Origin of the sequence: Acinetobacter sp. 148, from assembly GCF_031196675.1 — a bacterium.
Lineage (GTDB): Bacteria > Pseudomonadota > Gammaproteobacteria > Pseudomonadales > Moraxellaceae > Acinetobacter > Acinetobacter baumannii.
The window spans coordinates 70,102-87,740 of record NZ_JAVIMT010000041.1 but is presented as its reverse complement, the minus strand read 5'-3'; the positions used below and the strand labels follow the sequence as shown (position 1 = coordinate 87,740).

Annotated in this window: 12 protein-coding genes and 1 pseudogene; 6 read left to right on the top strand and 7 right to left on the bottom strand. The window is 40.1% G+C overall.

What is annotated here, in order from left to right:
- Window positions 1–66: 66 nt before the first annotated feature.
- The 3 genes from RFX69_RS07935 to gudD form a co-directional block, all read right to left on the bottom strand.
- Window positions 67–1,653: an aldehyde dehydrogenase (NADP(+)) gene (locus tag RFX69_RS07935; RefSeq protein ID WP_031993530.1), complete on the bottom strand. Its 1,587-nt coding sequence runs from the start codon at window positions 1,651–1,653 to the stop codon at window positions 67–69.
- Window positions 1,654–1,683: 30 nt separating this feature from the next.
- Window positions 1,684–2,595: a 5-dehydro-4-deoxyglucarate dehydratase gene (gene kdgD, locus RFX69_RS07930; RefSeq protein ID WP_289332843.1), complete on the bottom strand. Its 912-nt coding sequence runs from the start codon at window positions 2,593–2,595 to the stop codon at window positions 1,684–1,686.
- A 162-nt stretch (window positions 2,596–2,757) separates the two neighbouring features.
- Window positions 2,758–4,092, bottom strand: a complete 1,335-nt coding sequence (gene gudD / locus RFX69_RS07925) for a glucarate dehydratase (RefSeq protein WP_289332840.1) — start codon at window positions 4,090–4,092, stop codon at window positions 2,758–2,760.
- Window positions 4,093–4,377: 285 nt separating this feature from the next.
- Between gudD and RFX69_RS07920 the strand changes: the two genes are divergently transcribed.
- From RFX69_RS07920 to RFX69_RS07910, 3 genes are all read left to right on the top strand, one after another.
- On the top strand, window positions 4,378–5,736 hold the full coding sequence (locus RFX69_RS07920) for an MFS transporter (protein ID WP_289332841.1): 1,359 nt from the start codon (window positions 4,378–4,380) through the stop codon (window positions 5,734–5,736).
- A gap of 70 nt (window positions 5,737–5,806) precedes the next feature.
- On the top strand, window positions 5,807–7,354 hold the full coding sequence (gene garD / locus RFX69_RS07915; RefSeq protein WP_289333116.1) for a galactarate dehydratase: 1,548 nt from the start codon (window positions 5,807–5,809) through the stop codon (window positions 7,352–7,354).
- A gap of 125 nt (window positions 7,355–7,479) precedes the next feature.
- Window positions 7,480–8,376 carry a DMT family transporter gene (locus tag RFX69_RS07910; RefSeq protein ID WP_001181015.1) on the top strand — a complete coding sequence of 299 codons (897 nt, stop codon included), beginning with the start codon at window positions 7,480–7,482 and terminating at the stop codon, window positions 8,374–8,376.
- A gap of 15 nt (window positions 8,377–8,391) precedes the next feature.
- Here the strand turns inward: RFX69_RS07910 and RFX69_RS07905 are convergent, their stop codons facing one another.
- Complete coding sequence (locus RFX69_RS07905) at window positions 8,392–9,462, bottom strand: AraC family transcriptional regulator (RefSeq protein WP_289332678.1); 1,071 nt, start codon at window positions 9,460–9,462, stop codon at window positions 8,392–8,394.
- Window positions 9,463–9,591: 129 nt separating this feature from the next.
- Here RFX69_RS07905 and RFX69_RS07900 point away from each other — a divergent pair, with 129 nt between their 5' ends.
- Window positions 9,592–11,052, top strand: coding sequence for a coniferyl aldehyde dehydrogenase (locus RFX69_RS07900; protein ID WP_289332679.1), 1,461 nt, complete (start codon window positions 9,592–9,594; stop codon window positions 11,050–11,052).
- Between the two features lie 81 nt (window positions 11,053–11,133).
- Here the strand turns inward: RFX69_RS07900 and RFX69_RS07895 are convergent, their stop codons facing one another.
- The 3 genes from RFX69_RS07895 to RFX69_RS07885 form a co-directional block, all read right to left on the bottom strand.
- Complete coding sequence (locus tag RFX69_RS07895; protein WP_032044383.1) at window positions 11,134–12,597, bottom strand: amino acid permease; 1,464 nt, start codon at window positions 12,595–12,597, stop codon at window positions 11,134–11,136.
- A gap of 398 nt (window positions 12,598–12,995) precedes the next feature.
- Window positions 12,996–14,090 (bottom strand): arginine N-succinyltransferase, encoded by a 1,095-nt coding sequence (gene astA, locus RFX69_RS07890; protein ID WP_289332680.1) that lies wholly within the window; start codon window positions 14,088–14,090, stop codon window positions 12,996–12,998.
- Window positions 14,087–15,322 carry an aspartate aminotransferase family protein gene (locus tag RFX69_RS07885; RefSeq protein WP_289332681.1) on the bottom strand — a complete coding sequence of 412 codons (1,236 nt, stop codon included), beginning with the start codon at window positions 15,320–15,322 and terminating at the stop codon, window positions 14,087–14,089. The genes astA and RFX69_RS07885 overlap by 4 nt, the downstream gene beginning before the upstream one ends.
- Before the next feature lie 135 nt (window positions 15,323–15,457).
- Here RFX69_RS07885 and RFX69_RS07880 point away from each other — a divergent pair, with 135 nt between their 5' ends.
- Both RFX69_RS07880 and RFX69_RS07875 read left to right on the top strand, forming a co-directional pair.
- Window positions 15,458–15,880 carry an Lrp/AsnC family transcriptional regulator gene (locus tag RFX69_RS07880; protein ID WP_289332682.1) on the top strand — a complete coding sequence of 141 codons (423 nt, stop codon included), beginning with the start codon at window positions 15,458–15,460 and terminating at the stop codon, window positions 15,878–15,880.
- 317 nt (window positions 15,881–16,197) lie between these two features.
- Window positions 16,198–17,628 (top strand): annotated as a pseudogene (locus RFX69_RS07875) (gamma-aminobutyraldehyde dehydrogenase).
- Window positions 17,629–17,639 lie beyond the last annotated feature (11 nt).

The window sequence follows — 17,639 nt, the reverse complement described above, 5'->3', positions numbered from 1 at the left end:
TTTAACAATTCTTTGAATAAGTTAAAAAATATGCAGCTCAATACTCTTGATTAAGCTGCACCATTTTTAAATTTGGGCCTGACTTAACTGCCCATTGACCAGACGAGTAATCTGTAGTGGATTACTGTCTTTTAGTGCATCGGGTAATAATACTTGTGGCGTATTTTGGAAGCATACCGGGCGTAAGAAGCGCTCAATTGCTCCCGTACCTACCGAAGTGCCACGGGCATCACTGGTTGCAGGGAAAGGACCACCATGTACCATAGCATCCGATACCTCCACCCCTGTCGGGAAACCGTTAAACAATATCCGGCCAGCTTTACGGGTTAACAAATCAAGAAGCTCGCCTGCCTTAGACAATTCATTTTCATCACCAATAATGGTTGCTGTAAGCTGTCCACCTAAAGCTTCAATACCCTTCAACAGGGTGGCTTCATCTTCGACCGCAATCACAATCGACATCGGGCCGAAAACTTCATGTTGTAGTTTTGGGTTACCTGACAATAAAACAGATTGGTCCGCTTTAAACAGATGGGCTTTTGCTTGAGAAACTAGCTCAGGTTCCTGACCCGATGCAATGATCTCAAAACCAGCTTCATTTATTAATGCATCAATACCAGTTCGATAGCTTTTTAAAGTACCTTCATTCAACATAACCTGAGGCACAGCTTTCTGCGTATTTTCAGCTAAAGCTGTAATAAAGCGATCAAACTCGGGGCCTTTTATACCTAAAATTAGACCCGGTTTTGTACAGAACTGGCCACATCCCATATTAAAAGAAGCAACCGTATCTTGTGCAATCTGTTCACCACGTGAATGAAGTGCTTCAGGTAAAACCACCACAGGGTTCACACTCGACATTTCAGCAAAAAATGGAATCGGCTGAGGACGGCTCTGCGCAAGGTTATAAAGCGCCATTCCTCCTTCAAGTGAACCTGTAAAACCGGCTGCCTGAATCAGTGGATGTTCGACCAAGTTTGCACCAATACGGCCGCCAAAAATCATATTGAATGTGCCTTTAGGCATACCGCAAACTTCAATTGCTTTTTCAATGGCTTCTGCAACAAGCTCAGCAGTCGCCATATGTCCAGAGTGTGCTTTAAAGACAACCGGACACCCTGCTGCTAAAGCAGCTACGGTATCACCGCCTGCAGTTGAAAATGCAAGTGGAAAATTACTTGCACCAAACACGGCAACTGGTCCTACCCCAACTTTATATTGACGCAAATCAACACGCGGCAAAGGCTTACGTTCTGGCAATGCCACATCAATACGGGCACCATAAAAATCGCCGCGGCGTAAAAGTTCAGCAAATAGTCTTAGCTGGCCAGTAACCCGCCCTGTCTCCCCTTGAAGACGAGCAAGTGGCAAACCTGTTTCAAGTGAAGCAACCTCTTGCAAGTTCGCACCCAATGCTTCAATTTGGCGAGCAATTTCTTCAAGAAAAGATGCACGTTGTTCTTGAGTCGTTTGGCTATAAACTAAAAAAGCGTTATGCGCAGCTTGAGCAGCCTGATCTACTTCTTCAAGTGTTGCCTGACTAAATACATAACCTGTTGGCTGATAGTCTTTTGCAGCTATACTTTCTAGAGCTGGCGCATTTACAGCAACGCGTTGACCATTAATAAACTGCCGACCGTTATTTTTACTCATTTTAAAGCTCCAATACCTAAACAGTTAGAATTATTGCGGACCAAGTGTCGCAATGAGCGCAGCCAAATCTTCATAGTCTGCTTGAGTTAAATCACTTAATGGTGGACGCACAGGACCGGCATCATGCCCAACAATTTTGGCACCTGCTTTAATCATGCTTACCGCATAACCTGATTTACGGTCGCGAATTTTAATCAGTGGCAAGAAGAAATCTTTAATCAAACGATTGGTTGTTTCAAAGTCATCACTGCGAAGCGCGTTATAAAACTCCATAGCAGTCTTTGGAATAAAGTTAAATACAGCTGATGAATAAACTGGGCAACCTAAGGCTTTATATGGCGCTGCAAAAACTTCTGCTGTCGGCAAGCCACCTAAATATGACAAACGGTCTCCAATAGTTTGAGTCACTGCCGTCATCATATCGATTTGGCCAGAGCTGTCTTTAAAACCGATTAAGTTCGGGCACATCTCAGTTAACTTTTGGATCGAATCGAGATTTAATCTTGAAACGCTACGGTTATAAAAAATTACGCCAAAGTCTACTGAGTTACATACTTGCTTAACATGTTCAATTAAACCTTCTTGGCTTGATTCAGTTAAGTAATGCGGCATTAACAAAATACCGTGTGCACCTAAGCGCTCTGCTTCTTTTGCCTGTTCAATCGCCTGACGTGTCGGACCACCTGCCCCAGCAATAATCGGTACACTGCCTTTGCATGTATCTACCGCAGTTTTAATTACTTCAGAATATTCATTGCCAGTTAATGAGAAAAACTCACCTGTACCACCTGCAGCAAATAAAGCACTTGCGCCGTATGGAGCTAACCACTCAAGACGTTTTGCATAAGAAGACTTATTAAAATCTCCGTTTTGATCGAAATCTGTTACGGGGAAAGACAGTAAACCATCAGAAATAATGTTTTTTAACTCAAGAGCATCCATTTGCAAGTTTCCATACGTGTTTATGTTGTCAGACATCTTACATCATCAATCTAATTTCTTTCAATATCTTTTTTCTTTTTAAAATTAATTTTTTTATAGCAATAAAAAAGCTGCCCCAAAGGACAGCTATCAATTCAATATTTAAATACGAATCGAGTCAGATTAACGAACCAAACATGGCTTTTTATTATTAAAAGTCCAATTAGGAATTAGAAATTGCATCGCATCCGCATCATTACGTGCCCCTAAACCTTTTAATTTATAAAGTTCATGGGCTTGATTAATTTGGTCCCAATCAAGTTCGACACCAAGTCCCGGTGCTGTTGGTACCTGAATTTTACCGTCTTTAATTTCAAGCGGTGCTTTAGTCAGTTGATCTGTACCTTCTTGCCAAATCCAGTGCGTATCAATTGCAGTCACATTACCCATGGCAGCCGCCGCAACATGGGTAAACATGGCAAGGGAAATATCAAAGTGATTATTTGAATGCGATCCCCACGTTAAGTTATACATTTTACATAACTGAGAAACACGCACCGAACCTTCCAATGTCCAGAAATGCGGGTCAGCTAATGGAATATCAACAGCTTGCAATTGAATACTATGCGACATTTCCCGCCAGTCGGTCGCAACCATATTCGTGGCGGTCGGTAACCCCGTTGCTCGCTTAAACTCAGCCATAATTTCACGGCTTGAATAACCTTGCTCTGCACCACACGGGTCTTCTGCATAGGCCAGCACACCTTTTAAATGTTTACCTAAAGCAATTGCTTCATCTAAAAACCACGCACCATTTGGATCAAGCGTCACACGTGCATCCGGGAAACGGCGCGCGATAGCTGTAACAGCTTCGGCTTCTTGTTCGCCCTGTAATACACCACCTTTTAATTTAAAGTCTTTAAAACCATAACGGTCATAAGATGCTTCTGCTAAACGCTGCACAGCCTCAGGTGTTAACGCTTTTTCATGACGGACTTTATACCAATCATGGTTATGTTGAGGTGTAGTCGCATAGTCTAATGAAGTCTGTTTGCGGTCACCAATAAAGAATAAATACCCTAATACTTCAACTTCACTACGTTGTTGCCCTTCACCAAGTAAACTTGCGACATTCACATTTAAATGCTTACCAAGCAAATCAAGTAATGCTGACTCATAAGCCGTTACAACATGAATTGTGGTACGTAAATCAAAGGTTTGATTGCCTCTGCCACCACTGTCACGATCGGCAAAATTTTGCTGAATTTTTTTGAGCAAGTTTTTATATTCACCAATCGGTTGTCCTTCTACCAAGACTTTAGCATCATTTAATGTCGCTAAAATTTTTTCTCCGCCCGGAATTTCACCTACACCAATATTTCCAGAGTTATCTTCGATAATAAGTATATTACGAGTGAAATAAGGTCCATGCGCACCACTCAAATTGAGCAGCATACTGTCATGTCCGGCAACAGGGATTGCTCGAATGGATTTAACAATAGGTGTAGAGGTCGCCATTAAAATACTCCTTGGCATACTGATACTATTTTTTCATCACCAAAACTTATAAGACATCAGACAACTTGTCAATATAAACTCGCACAAAAATTATTTTTCGAGCCTACTTGCCAAAATAATATTTTTAATCATATGATGTCATACATCTAAAGGCGCGGTTTTAGAATTAGGACTATAGAGTAGATACAACATTCCGTTTTCTCATCTATTCTATCGATGAATTTGACATGACGTCACCTATTTCACGGATATGCAAATAGGTCGATTATTAAAAAGAGTTTGTATATGGATAATCTGCAAACAAATATTGCTGTAGTGACTCAGCAAAGAGCCAAGCATACAAAAACTCGCTATTACATTCTTGCGATGATTTTTTTGGTCACGGCTTTTAATTACGGTGATCGTGCAACTCTCTCAATGGCAGCAACGCCAATGTCTCATGAACTGGGAATTGACTCAGTCACTATGGGATATATTTTCTCGGCCTTTGCATGGGCCTATGTGATTGGTCAAATTCCAGGTGGCTGGCTACTCGATAAGTTTGGTGCTCGCCGTGTATATTTCTGGAGCCTGTTTTTATGGTCTTTGTTCACTGTTTTAATCGGTTTTACCGACATTTTAGGTGATACTGCGACCATCATTACTTCACTCTTTGTACTCAGATTTTTAGTCGGTTTGTCTGAGTCACCTGCTTTTCCGGGTAACAGTAAAATTGCTGCTGCATGGTTTCCAACCAAAGAACGTGGAACTGCCGCTGCCATTTTTAACTCATCCTCTTATTTCTCAACCGTACTTTTTGCTCCCCTCATGGGTTGGCTTGTTGCAACCGTCCACTGGCAGTCTATTTTCTGGGTCATGGGTGGTCTTGGAATCACTCTTTCCTTTATCTGGCTCAAGGTCATCTATAGCCCGGCCAATCATCCAACAGTAAATCCTGAAGAAGTAAAATACATTGCTTCAGAAGGTGCTTTACTCGATATGGGCGAAAACAGCCAAAACGCTAAAAAAGAGAAAATTACTTGGAGTAAAGTTAAACAACTTCTTGCTTCACGTATGATGCTCGGTATTTTTATTGGCCAATATTGTGTAAATACACTGACCTATTTTTTCTTGACTTGGTTCCCTGTTTACCTTGTCAAAGAAAGACATCTCAGCATTTTAGAAGCGGGTTTTGCAGCGGTTGCACCAGCACTCTGTGGCTTTATAGGCGGAATTTTAGGTGGCTTAATTTCAGATAAGTTAATTCGAATGAATTACAGCTTAAGCTTTTCGAGAAAGCTCCCTATCGTAATCGGCTTCTTGGTCTCAACCTCAATTATCTTATGTAATTACGTAGATTCTCAAGCAGCAATCGTATTCTTTATGTCTTTATCATTCTTCGGTAAAGGAATTGGCTCTTTAGGTTGGGCTGTGATGTCTGACGTTGCACCAAAAGAAATGGTTGGTTTATCAGGTGGAATGATGAATGCATTTGGTAATACGGCAGGAATCGTGACCCCAATTGTGATCGGCTATATCTTGGCAAGTACAGGCTCTTTCAACCTTGCATTAACTTATGTCGGTATACATGCCATCGCAGCTGTCATTTGCTATACCGTTATTGTCGGTAAAATTCAGCGCTTCGAATTAAAACCTACTTCTTAAACCTTTACACCATAACGCTTAAACACATTAAGCGTTATGGCCTCTCTTCAAATGTATACAAGGAACGATCATGCTGAAGCCTCTCCTAATAAGAATCAGTCCTCTCGATAATGTAGCCATTGTGGTCAATGACGGTGGCTTACCATCCTCTACATATATTGAAGAATACCAACTCACCTTGGTTGATGAAGTACCACAAGGACATAAGGTTTTATTGGAGCCGTTAAAGCAAGGTGAAGCAATTGTTCGTTATGGCGAAATCATTGGCTATGCCAATAAAGATTTAACCGCAGGTTCTTGGGTGAATGAAGCCGTTACCCAAATGCCAGAGGCACCTGAGCTAGATGATCTTGAATTAGCAACTCGCCCCGATCCTAAGCTTCCTCCACTGACCGGATATACATTTAAAGGTTATAAAAATAAGGATGGCAGCGTCGGCACAAAAAATATTTTAGGTATTACGACCAGTGTTAACTGTGTAGAGGGTATTGTCGATTATGTCGTTAAAATTATTGAACGTGATTTACTTCCAAAATATCCAAATGTAGATGGAGTAGTTGGATTAAACCACTTATATGGCTGCGGTGTAGCAATTGATGCACCCGCTGCAATTGTTCCTATTCGTACCATACATAACCTTGCACTCAACCCTAATTTTGGTGGAGAAATTATGGTGGTGAGTCTGGGCTGCGAAAAAATGCAACCCGAACGGCTTTTAAATATTCCTAAAGAAAACAAATATATTCCCCTAGCAAACGAAGATATTATTCAGTTGCAAGATGAACGCCACAACGGTTTTGAAAGTATGGTGAACCATATTTTAACTGTGGCAGAACAACATCTTGAAAAGCTTAATCAACGTACTCGAGAAGAAGTTCCAGCCTCTGAATTAGTTGTAGGCATGCAATGTGGTGGGAGTGATGCATTTTCCGGAGTTACCTCTAACCCTGCCGTTGGTTTTGCAGCTGACCTGATTGTGCAATGTGGCGGTACAGTCATGTTCTCTGAAGTTACGGAAGTCCGCGATGGTATTCACCTACTTACTCCACGTGCAGCAAATGAACAAGTTGCCAAAGATCTAATTCGGGAAATGAAATGGTACGATGACTACTTAGCAGCAGGCCAAGTAGACCGAAGTGCCAATACCACACCGGGTAATAAAAAAGGTGGACTGAATAACATTGTAGAAAAAGCGATGGGATCAATTGCAAAATCGGGCCACTCACCGATTGTAGAAGTTCTCGCACCGGGTCAAAGACCGACTAAAAAGGGTTTAATTTTTGCGGCCACCCCTTCGAGTGACTTTATCTGTGGTACGCAGCAAATGGCATCTGGTATTACCGTTCAAGTCTTTACCACAGGTCGCGGCACACCCTACGGGCTGGCAGCCGTACCTGTCATTAAAATGGCAAGCCGAAACAATATTGCAAACCGCTGGTATGACCTGATTGATATCAGTGCTGGCGATATTGCGATTGGGAAGAAAACTATTGAAGAAGTGGGCTGGGAACTTTTTGAGCTGATTTTACGCGTGGCTAGCGGTGAGAAACAAACGTGGTCGGACCGTTGGGGTATTCATAACTCACTCGCTGTATTTAACCCTGCACCAGTGACCTAATAAGGTTTAAAAGATGAGGCATATCACCTCATCTTTTCATATTTCCCCTATTAATTACGACACATTTCACCAAAACTTAACATCGCTGCTAAAATAACATCGAAAATTAAGAACTGTATTTCTCTATGCAAAACCAGACTGCTTCAAACCTCCCCTCTACACAACTTGGAAAAGCACTGCTTTGTCTTATGACATCAGCGTTATTATTTTCCATTATGGGAGTGTGCATTCGTTTTGCTTCACAAACGGTGGACAATGCGACCGTCGTGTTTTTTAGAAATGCAGTAGGTTTATTTATTTTTATTCCGATGCTCTTTAAACAGGGGCTAGATTTTATTAAAACCGATAAACTCTGGATGCATACTTGGCGAAGTATTGTCGGGCTAGCCGCCATGTATGGTTTTTTCTATGCCATTGCGAACTTAAAACTATCGAACGCTATGGTTTTTAGTTATTCATCTCCTATCTTTATTCCACTGATTGCATGGCTTTTCTTAAAAGAAAAAATTACCAAATCGATGATTTTTGCCGCTGTGATTGGACTCATTGGGGTTTTATTTGTCGCTAAACCCGATCAAGGTCTATTTAACGCATTATCTTTTATTGGCTTGGGTGCATGCTTTTTATCAGCAATGGCCTTTGTGACCGTAAGAGCTTTAACCAGTACAGAGCCGCCTGAACGTATTGTTTTTTACTTCTGTGTTTTTGGTAGTTTAATTTCCTCTATTCCCATGTTCTGGCATTGGCGTATTTTCACTTGGCATGAACTAGCACTACTCATTGCCGCAGGACTTTTAGCTAATATTAGTCAACTGTTTATGTCTTATGCCTACAGCTTAGCGCCCGCAGGACAAATTGGCCCAATGAATTACATTGCCATTATTTTTGCGGGAATTTGGGGATTTGTTTTTTGGCATGAATTACCAGATCTATTCAGTATTATCGGCATTTTTATTATTTTATTTGCGATTTTGCTCTGTAATCCATTTTTGCAGAAAAAGTTACTCTCTCGATTTAAATAATAAACAAACCTTAATCTAATTTAGGTACTGTATTCGATACTCATTTGGTGAAATGCCTGTCCAGTGACGGTAGGCTTTTCGAAAGTTAGAAGTATCTGAAAAGCCAATTCTCTCAGCAATTTCATCTATGGTTAAAGTTGTCTCTCGCAAATATTCATCAGCAAGACGGCGCCGAGTCTCATCTAACAATTCTTGATAGGTTAAATCAAAACCTGCCAAGCGCCGGTGTAAAGTACGCTTTGAGATATGTAAACGTTCAGCCATTTCTTGAGCTGATGGAAAAAGCCCTGTTCCATCCAATAGTATTAAACGAATCGTTTTCACCAACTCAGGCTCCTCAAGTTCAGCAGCACCTAGCATCCGCTCACAAAACGACTTACACATGTCCGCAGTAATCGGGTTGGCATTTGGACAAGGTACATCGAGCCATTTTAAATCAAAGTGCCATTGCATTACCCCAGCATTAAACTGAACAGGACAATGAAAAACTTTTTCATATTCTTCTGCATAGTCAGGCGCTGGACAGGGCAACAAAAGCTTCTTCGCTTGAAATGGTCCTTCAAGCACTCGTTCAATTAAGGTTTGCATAGAGCTAAACCAAAACTCGCACACTAAAGGTAAAAGCTTACCCAGTGCAATAATGTCCTGCCCTTCAAAAACGGCAACATCATCTCGAATATAAAATGACTTCTTTAAAATAGGTCCTGCAAGCTTAATGTGTCGAATACCAAGCTCGACCGCTTGTCTAAAATTACGTGAAGAATATAGCGCATAGCCATACACTCCAAAATCTGACAATCGCTGCTTTTGCCCTGCGCGCAGACCAATGAGTGGATCATTTGATAGCTTTTGAATATTTTGAAATAGCTGAATTTTTTGGACTTGGGAAATATATAAAGAGGAGTGATTCATAGCATCTGGCGAAATATTTGTGCCAGATAAAACATCGGATATTGAATGGCCTTGCGCCCCCATTTCATCAAATAAACTGGTTAAACCCAGCAAATATGTATTGGCACCTAAGGGTGTATTATCATAATTTCCTTCGATAACACTATTTGCATTTTTATAAAGATTTTTAGGCATTTAACTCACACCATCCCTAGAGTGACGTGCATAATGGCACTAATCTACCTCTTGTTGTCTCAATTTAACATCGACCATACGACGCTTCAAGCATAAAGTATGATAAGCAAAAGTATGGAAGGAACAATAATGGAAAGCTCCACTTTAAAAGAATATAGCGGCTCTGCCACTGAACATATGGAACTTATTTTTTCCAAACAACGTGCCAATTTTGAGGCAGATCCTTACCCAAGTCTTGAAGCACGCCGCACAAAACTGCATAAACTTAAAAAACAAATTATCCGTTATCAAGATGCTTTGGCTGCCGCGATTAATGCTGACTTTAGTTCAAGATCACTCGATGAATCTAAACTACTAGATTTGCTTGGTTCTGTGTTGGAAGCTGATCATGCGATTCATCATTTACGCCGCTGGATGCGTCCAAGTAAACGCCGTACCGAGCTTTTATTTTTATCGAACCGTTTAAGTGTGCAATACCAACCTAAAGGCGTGGTTGGTGTGATTGTTCCTTGGAATTTCCCCGTTTATTTAGCACTTGGCCCGCTCATTGCAGCTTTGGCTGCGGGCAACCGAGTCATGATTAAACTCCCTGAAATTACACCGAATACCAATGCAATGCTAAGACGCATGCTTGCTGAAGTCTTTAATGAAGATGAAGTGGCGGTTTTTGGTGAAGAAATTACAGACCCAGCAAGATTTACCTCTTTGCCATTTAACCATATTGTATTTACGGGTTCTCCTGCGATTGGCAAAGTCGTCATGCGAGCTGCTGCTGAAAATCTAACACCTGTTACACTTGAGTTAGGTGGCAAATCACCGGCCATTGTGAGCCGTAATTACCCACTTGCCGATGCGGCAAAACGTATTACCCATGGCAAAGCAACTAATAGTGGTCAAATCTGTGTAGCGCCTGACTACGCGTTGGTTCCCAAAGAAAGTATTGATGAATTTGTTGAAGCTGCGAAATCAAGCTTTATAAAAATGTTTGGTCAAAACATTGAAAATAATGAGAATTACACATCCATTGTGAACGACCGCCATTTAAAACGTATTCAAGATATTTTGACCGATGCGCAAGAAAAAGGTGCCCTTATTATTCCTTGCGATACTTATAGCTTTGACCAACAAGGTCGCAGGATGCCTGTGCACATTGTGCTGAATTGCACGCCAGACATGCGGATTATGAAAGAAGAACTCTTTGGCCCTATTTTACCTGTGGTGGCTTATGATTCTTTAGATGATGCGATTACCTATGTGAAATCGGACGAAAGACCTTTAGCACTTTATTGCTTTACGCATAATTCAGTAGAACGAGATCGTATTTTGCGTGAAACTCATTCAGGTGGTGTGACCATCAATGACTGGGGTTGGCATGTAGTTAACCACGATGCTCCTTTTGGCGGTATCGGTAACTCAGGCATGGGGTCATATCATGGCGAAGAAGGTTTCCGTGAACTTTCACATGCAAAAACTGTATTTATTCGTCATCGGTTTTTCCCGACTCAGCTTTTCCACCCTCCTTATGGAACATTCCTACAAAAACTAGCGATTCGCTTTTTTTTGAAAAAAGGCGATCCAAATATTAAATAAGGATTATAAAAAAGCCTCGTAATGAGGCTTTTTTATTGGGTTTTAAATAATAAGATTTCTAATAAAATCACTAAAAATGATTTAAATATAATCAACCTTTTGAGCTTTTAAAATATCAAGCTGCAACAGCTTTTTCTTTTTATATTTATAAGCAATAAATAAACCTATAAACCAGATTGGTGAACACTCCAATGCAATTAAAGTATCATGGTCTAAAGCCAAAATTACGATAGTAAAAACTAAAAATAACATGGTCATCCATGCCATAAATAAACCACCTGGCATTTTATATTTTGACTGGATATGTAGCTCAGGGCTTTTCTTACGATAATAAATATATGAAAGCACAATCAGCATAAATGTAAAAATACATAAAATTGAAGTGAGCGCTGAAATAATCGTAAAGGCGGTCATGACATTAGGCACAATAAATAAAATAGAAGTACCAACCGTTACGCATGCCATTGAAAATACGAGTCCGCGAATTGGAACTTTTCTTTTTGACAGCTTACTAAAGCTTTTAGGTGCATCGTTGTCTAAAGCCAAACCATATAGCATACGACTGGTTGCAAAGATTCCACTATTTGCAGAAGATAAAGCCGAAGTCGCAACAACAAAGTTGATTAAACCCGCCGCAATTGGTAATCCAACCAAGGTAAACATTTCTACAAATGGGCTCTTTTCTGGTGAAACTTTTGCCCAAGATGTGACTGCAATAATACAAACCAATGCGCCTACATAGAATAATAAAATGCGTAAAGGAATAGAGTTAATTGCTTTCGGAAGTGAAGTATGCGGGTCTTTGGTTTCAGCAGCAGTCGTACCGACAAGCTCAATACCCACAAATGCAAAGATGGCAATTTGGAAGCCAGCCAAGAAACCTGTAACGCCATAAGGAAACATCGATTCTGTTTCAAACAAATGGCTCATCGAGGCCTTAACCCCATTTGGAGAAGTAAATCCGGTACCTATTAAATAAATACCCGCCAGAATAAACAGAATAATTGCGGTAATTTTGATGAGGGAGAACCAAAACTCAAGTTCACCAAAAAGCCGCACAGCCACAAAGTTGAGTATGGTTAAGATCGCCAATGAAGTAAATGCCGGAATCCAAACAGGTAAATCAGGATACCAAAACTGCATATACCCCCCGATCACGATTACATCGGCAATGGCTGTAATAATCCAGTTACACCAGTAGGACCAACCAAGGAAGAACCCCGCCCACGGACCGAGATAAGCTGTTGCAAAATCGGCGAAGGTTTTAAAATTCGTGTTGGCAAGCAACAATTCACCCATTGCCCGCATTACGAAGAAAAAGAAAAAACCAATAATTAAATAGGTTAAAACAATTGAAGTACCCGAAACACTTAATGTTTTCCCGGAACCCATAAATAATCCAGTACCAATTGCACCACCGATTGCGATCATTTGAATATGACGATTTGTCAATGAGCGCTGCAATTTCTCTTCTTCTTGCTCAGTCATATGTTGACTACCAAGAAGATCTCCTTCCAGGAATTGCTTTCCATTATTCTTACTCATGTAATATTTACTCCAATTTATAGCAACCGTCGTAAATGCTTTAATAATAAATAAATTATATGATTATTAATTTAGTCCATTAAACCATTCTAAAAATATTATTAAATCACTTAAGACCTTATAAATTCCTTTTTAAAAGCCATCACCTATAACAATAAAAATTATTCATCATTCCTTTCCTTCATTATTATATTAGCCTGCATTTAAAAATATAATTTTGAAAAATTCTTAAAATATATAAATTAATTACACATTTTATTGAATTATCTTTTATATAATAAAACAGGCTAATTAATCCCAGCTCAGCGAGCAAGATTGTATTTATCCATATACCCATCTTGCGCTAGCGATAATATAGTATTCCTTCTTAAATTTGGTGAAATGTATAGTATTTCTGTTTAATTAATAGCCATTCGCAAATGTTCTGTTTCTTTAAGTTTGTTCACTATCTGTGGGTTCGAGTCCTGTTTAACATGGACGCTTAACACACGGACTAAACCACCATTTTCAACATTTAATTGTTTTGCTTGTGCTTTTGTTATTTGCAATGACTCCTGATAAGGTGTGCCGAATACAAGAATTGCTCGATAATTTTCATAGTTATCGTTGGCCACAATATAGGGTTCATCACCTGAACTAAGAGGAATAGACTCTACAACTTGCACAGTTAAAATCTGGCTTTCTTTAATTGCTCGTAAATTTTCAATATCTGCTTGCAGCGTTGCACCACCATCAAAAATATCGACATAGCCTTTGTAGCGTAGTCCTTCTTCAAGCAAGAGATTGTAGGCTGGTCGAGTATTGGGATGAACAATACCAATCGCGGCCTTAGCATCATCAGGCAGCATATCAACATAGAGTGGATGTCTCGGCATCAACTCAGCAATAAAAGCCTTTTGTCCCACCCCACTCAAATAATCGGCTTTGGTAAATTCAATATTAAAAAACTTATGGCCTACCGCATTCCAAAATGGTGACTGCCCATTTGCATCAGAGTATCCACGCATTTCGGCAACAATCGTTTCTTCAAAATATTGGCGAAAGGCAGAGAGAAACAAGAAACGGACTTTAGATAAAAATTTGCCATTTTTATTTAAGCGATAGTCAGGATCTAAAAATAAAGTACAAAGCTCACTACAGTTAGTATGGTCATTACTCAAATACAAAGTAGGTAAAGCGTTATAAACACTTAAGGGTTCTGAAGCGTGAACTTGGGTTCCTACATGGAAATTGTACCAAGGCTCTTTTAAACCAAGAGCGACTTCAATACCGCAAACGCCAACAACTTTGTTGAGTTCAGTATCTTCTAAAACAAATAAGTAAACCTGATCTGCCTTTGGGAGTTCGCCTGCGACTGTCTTACACGCCCGTTCAATACGTGCAGCCAACTTTTCCATATTTGGCTGCAAAGATGTCAAACCAAAACCTGCTTTTTGCGCCAACAGGTAAAGGTCATTAACATCCCTAGGTTCAATGTAGCGAATAATCATCATGCTGCTTGTTCATCCTTTTGAATTTCCACAAAGCGAGCAAGCGCACGTTCAAAGCGTTTTAAGCCCTCATCAATATCAGCAAATGGAACGATTAAAGAAGGTGTAAAACGGACTACATTTGGACCAGCAATAAGACTCAGTAAACCTTCTTCACCCGCAAGGTTATTAATATCTTTTGCTTTACCAGCAAACTCGTCTTTTAAAACACATCCGAGCAATAAACCACTGCCACGAATTGCTTTAAAGACTTCATATTTTTCATTTAATTGATTTAAAGCGTTTTTATAGTAGTCGTGACGCTCTTTAACGCCATTCAGCACTTCAGGCGTATTAATAAACTCAAAGACTGCACCTGCAACTGCACTCGCTAACGGGTTACCACCATAAGTTGTACCGTGTGTGCCTACAGAAAAATGCGGCGCAAATTTATCAGTTGTTAACATTGCACCGACCGGGAAACCACCGCCCAAGGCTTTTGCAGTAGTCAGTACATCCGGAATCACACCGTAGTTCATGTAGGCATAAAGTGCACCGGTACGGCCAACACCCGTTTGTACTTCATCAAAAATAAGTAAGGCACCAAACTGATCACACAGTTCACGTAAACCTTTTAAAAATTCGATATCAGCCGGAATAACCCCGCCCTCACCTTGTACAGGCTCTACAATTACTGCACAAGTTTGTTCATTTATGACTGCTTTAGCTGCTTCTAAATCATTATAAGCAACATGGCTAATACCGTTTGGAAGTGGTGCAAAGTCTTGTGAATATTTTGGTTGGCCACCTGCCGAAACGGTAAATAAAGTACGGCCGTGGAAAGCATTGTTAAATGCCACAATGCCACTTTTACCTGCAACACCGCTGTCGAGTCCAACTTTACGCGCAAGTTTTAAAGCTGCTTCATTCGCTTCTGCACCTGAGTTACAGAAGAAAACCTTGTCTGCAAATGTATTTTCAGTGAGTTGTTTTGCAAGGCGTAGAACGGGTTCATTTGTATAGCCATTACCGACGTGCCAAAGTTTTTTTGCTTGTTCTGTTAACGCATTGACTGCCACTGGAAGCGCATGACCTAATGCATTTACTGCAATCCCGCCTGCAAAATCGATATATTCTTTATTTTCTTGATCCCAGATACGTGAACCTTCACCACGTACCGGAATGAAATTTGCCGGTGCAAATACTGGAACCATCCACTCGTTAAAGTCACCACGAGAAACTGCAAAATTATTCATCTTATCTAGTCCATTAAATTGAATTATTCGGGTTAACTGATGACCTTATTATTCAAAATCAAATTGATTCACAAAATTTGTAATTCAGTAAAAAATGAATTATTTTTTACCAATCTGATAATTGACAATTACATTATGAACAATATTGATCAAATTATTTTAGGTTTACTTAAAGATAACGCACGGATGTCTGTAACCGAATTAGCCGAAAAAGTTCACGTCTCAAGAGCAACGATTAAAAAGAGAATGGAGTATCTTGAATCTTCGGGCATTATTACCGGATATACGGTTCGTTTTAAACCAAATGCGGAACGGAATGTCATCCGTGCATGGATGAGCATTATGGTCGAAGGCACCAAAGCACAGTCTGTGATTAAAGAACTACGCCTAGAAAGTGCGGTTGAATGTCTACATAAAACTAACGGTAAATGGGATATTCTGGTTGAGCTACGTTCAGACACTTTAGAAAACTTCGATAAAGTATTAGAGAGAATTCGAAATATTTCAGGCATTTATAACAGTGAGACCAGTATTTTACTTGCTAGCCATAAGACCTAATCACTGCGTTCAAACTTAAATTAAACATGGGGTGAGCCAACTTACGGCTGAGCTCATCCATTTTCCTTACATTAAAAAAACTCTCTATGGCCGCTCGTTAAATCTAAAAGGCCATCCTCATAATGAACCTATTCTAACAATCCTCAATAAATTTTTAATTTTTTTAAATAATCAAAATCAAAAACTTAAAATCTAATTTGATTTAAATTCCCACTTTTTCACTCACTCCCCTCATCAAAGCATTTGACAGAAAATTTAAAACATAATACATATAGTATTATATGTTATATGTTAAAACCTAAGGACAAGGTATAAAAATGGCTAAAACTCAACTACAACACTTCATTAACGGCGAATATGTTGCTAGCAAAGGAAATGATTTCTTCGATTTGGTAAGCCCAGTCACTGGTGAAGTCTATGCACAATCGCCAAATGCGACCGAGGCAGAAGTTGATGCAGCTTATACTGCTGCAAAAGAAGCATTTAAAATTTGGGGACGTAGTACACCTTCGACTCGTCAAAAAGCATTACTTAACTTGGCAGATGCTATTGAAGCAAATGCCGACCGTTTGATTGAAGCGCAAAGCCGCAATACAGGTCAGTTAAAACATTTAATTGCATCTGAAGAAGTAGGTGCATCAGCAGATCAAGTTCGTTTCTTTGCAGGCGCTGCCCGCTTACTCGATGGCACAGCAACTGGCGAATATCTAGAAGGTTTAACTTCTTCTATTCGTCGTGAACCAGTCGGCGTGGTCGGCCAAGTTACGCCTTGGAACTATCCACTTATGATGGCGGTTTGGAAAATTGCGCCTGCTTTGGCAGCGGGTAATACTGTCGTATTAAAACCAAGTGACACAACTCCTGAAAGTACCCTTTTACTTGCAGAAATTGCTGCACCATTTTTTCCGAAAGGTGCATTTAACGTGGTGTTAGGCCAAGCGCAAGTCGGTTCAAAAGTTGTATCACACAAAACCCCTGCTCTTGTTTCAATTACCGGTTCAGTTCGTGCCGGATTACAAGTTGCTGCTTCTGCTGCGGCAAATTTAGCAAAAGCCCATCTTGAACTTGGCGGTAAAGCACCTGTACTGGTTTTTGAAGATGCCGATCTTGATAAAGCCGTTGAAATGATTGCTTTAACAGGCTATTTCAACGCAGGGCAAGACTGTACTGCGGCAACGCGTGTGATTGTGGCTGAATCTGTTCATGATGAATTTTTAAGCAAGTTAATTGAAGCTGCAAAAAATACCCGTTTTGGCAATCCAGATGATCAAGACGCGCTTTATGGTCCACTTAACAATGCCAATCAATTAAAGAATGTTAAAGCTTTTATCGACAACTTACCTGCTCACGCCAAAGTTGAAACAGGTGGCAAACAAGCAGACCGCCCAGGTTTCTATTTTGAACCGACTGTTATTAGTGGCCTAAAACAACATGATGAAGCTATTCAAAATGAAATTTTTGGACCAGTGATTACCGTTCAGAAATTTACCGATGAAAATGATGCCATTGAAAAAGCCAACGATGTTGAATATGGCCTAGCTTCAAGTGTTTGGACCAAAGACCATGCTCGTGCAACACGCCTGTCACGTGAACTTGATTTCGGTACAGTTTGGATTAATACCCATATTCCTTAAACCGCGGAAATGCCACACGGCGGCTTCAAAAAGTCAGGATATGGTAAAGATTTATCTGGTTACGGTTTTGAAGAATATACCCGTGTTAAACATGTGATGAGTTCAAACGAATAATAACAATGCGT

Excerpts from the sequence above, each read along its gene's own strand:
- kdgD (WP_289332843.1), bottom strand. The coding sequence starts at position 2,595 with ATGGATGCTCTTGAGTTAAAAAACATTATTTCTGATGGTTTACTGTCT.
- RFX69_RS07935 (WP_031993530.1), bottom strand. The coding sequence starts at position 1,653 with ATGAGTAAAAATAACGGTCGGCAGTTTATTAATGGTCAACGCGTTGCT.
- RFX69_RS07880 (WP_289332682.1), top strand. The coding sequence starts at position 15,458 with ATGAACAATATTGATCAAATTATTTTAGGTTTACTTAAAGATAACGCA.
- astA (WP_289332680.1), bottom strand. The coding sequence starts at position 14,090 with ATGATGATTATTCGCTACATTGAACCTAGGGATGTTAATGACCTTTAC.
- gudD (WP_289332840.1), bottom strand. The coding sequence starts at position 4,092 with ATGGCGACCTCTACACCTATTGTTAAATCCATTCGAGCAATCCCTGTT.
- RFX69_RS07900 (WP_289332679.1), top strand. The coding sequence starts at position 9,592 with ATGGAAAGCTCCACTTTAAAAGAATATAGCGGCTCTGCCACTGAACAT.
- garD (WP_289333116.1), top strand. The coding sequence starts at position 5,807 with ATGCTGAAGCCTCTCCTAATAAGAATCAGTCCTCTCGATAATGTAGCC.
- RFX69_RS07905 (WP_289332678.1), bottom strand. The coding sequence starts at position 9,462 with ATGCCTAAAAATCTTTATAAAAATGCAAATAGTGTTATCGAAGGAAAT.
- RFX69_RS07895 (WP_032044383.1), bottom strand. The coding sequence starts at position 12,597 with ATGAGTAAGAATAATGGAAAGCAATTCCTGGAAGGAGATCTTCTTGGT.
- RFX69_RS07920 (WP_289332841.1), top strand. The coding sequence starts at position 4,378 with ATGGATAATCTGCAAACAAATATTGCTGTAGTGACTCAGCAAAGAGCC.
- RFX69_RS07910 (WP_001181015.1), top strand. The coding sequence starts at position 7,480 with ATGCAAAACCAGACTGCTTCAAACCTCCCCTCTACACAACTTGGAAAA.
- RFX69_RS07885 (WP_289332681.1), bottom strand. The coding sequence starts at position 15,322 with ATGAATAATTTTGCAGTTTCTCGTGGTGACTTTAACGAGTGGATGGTT.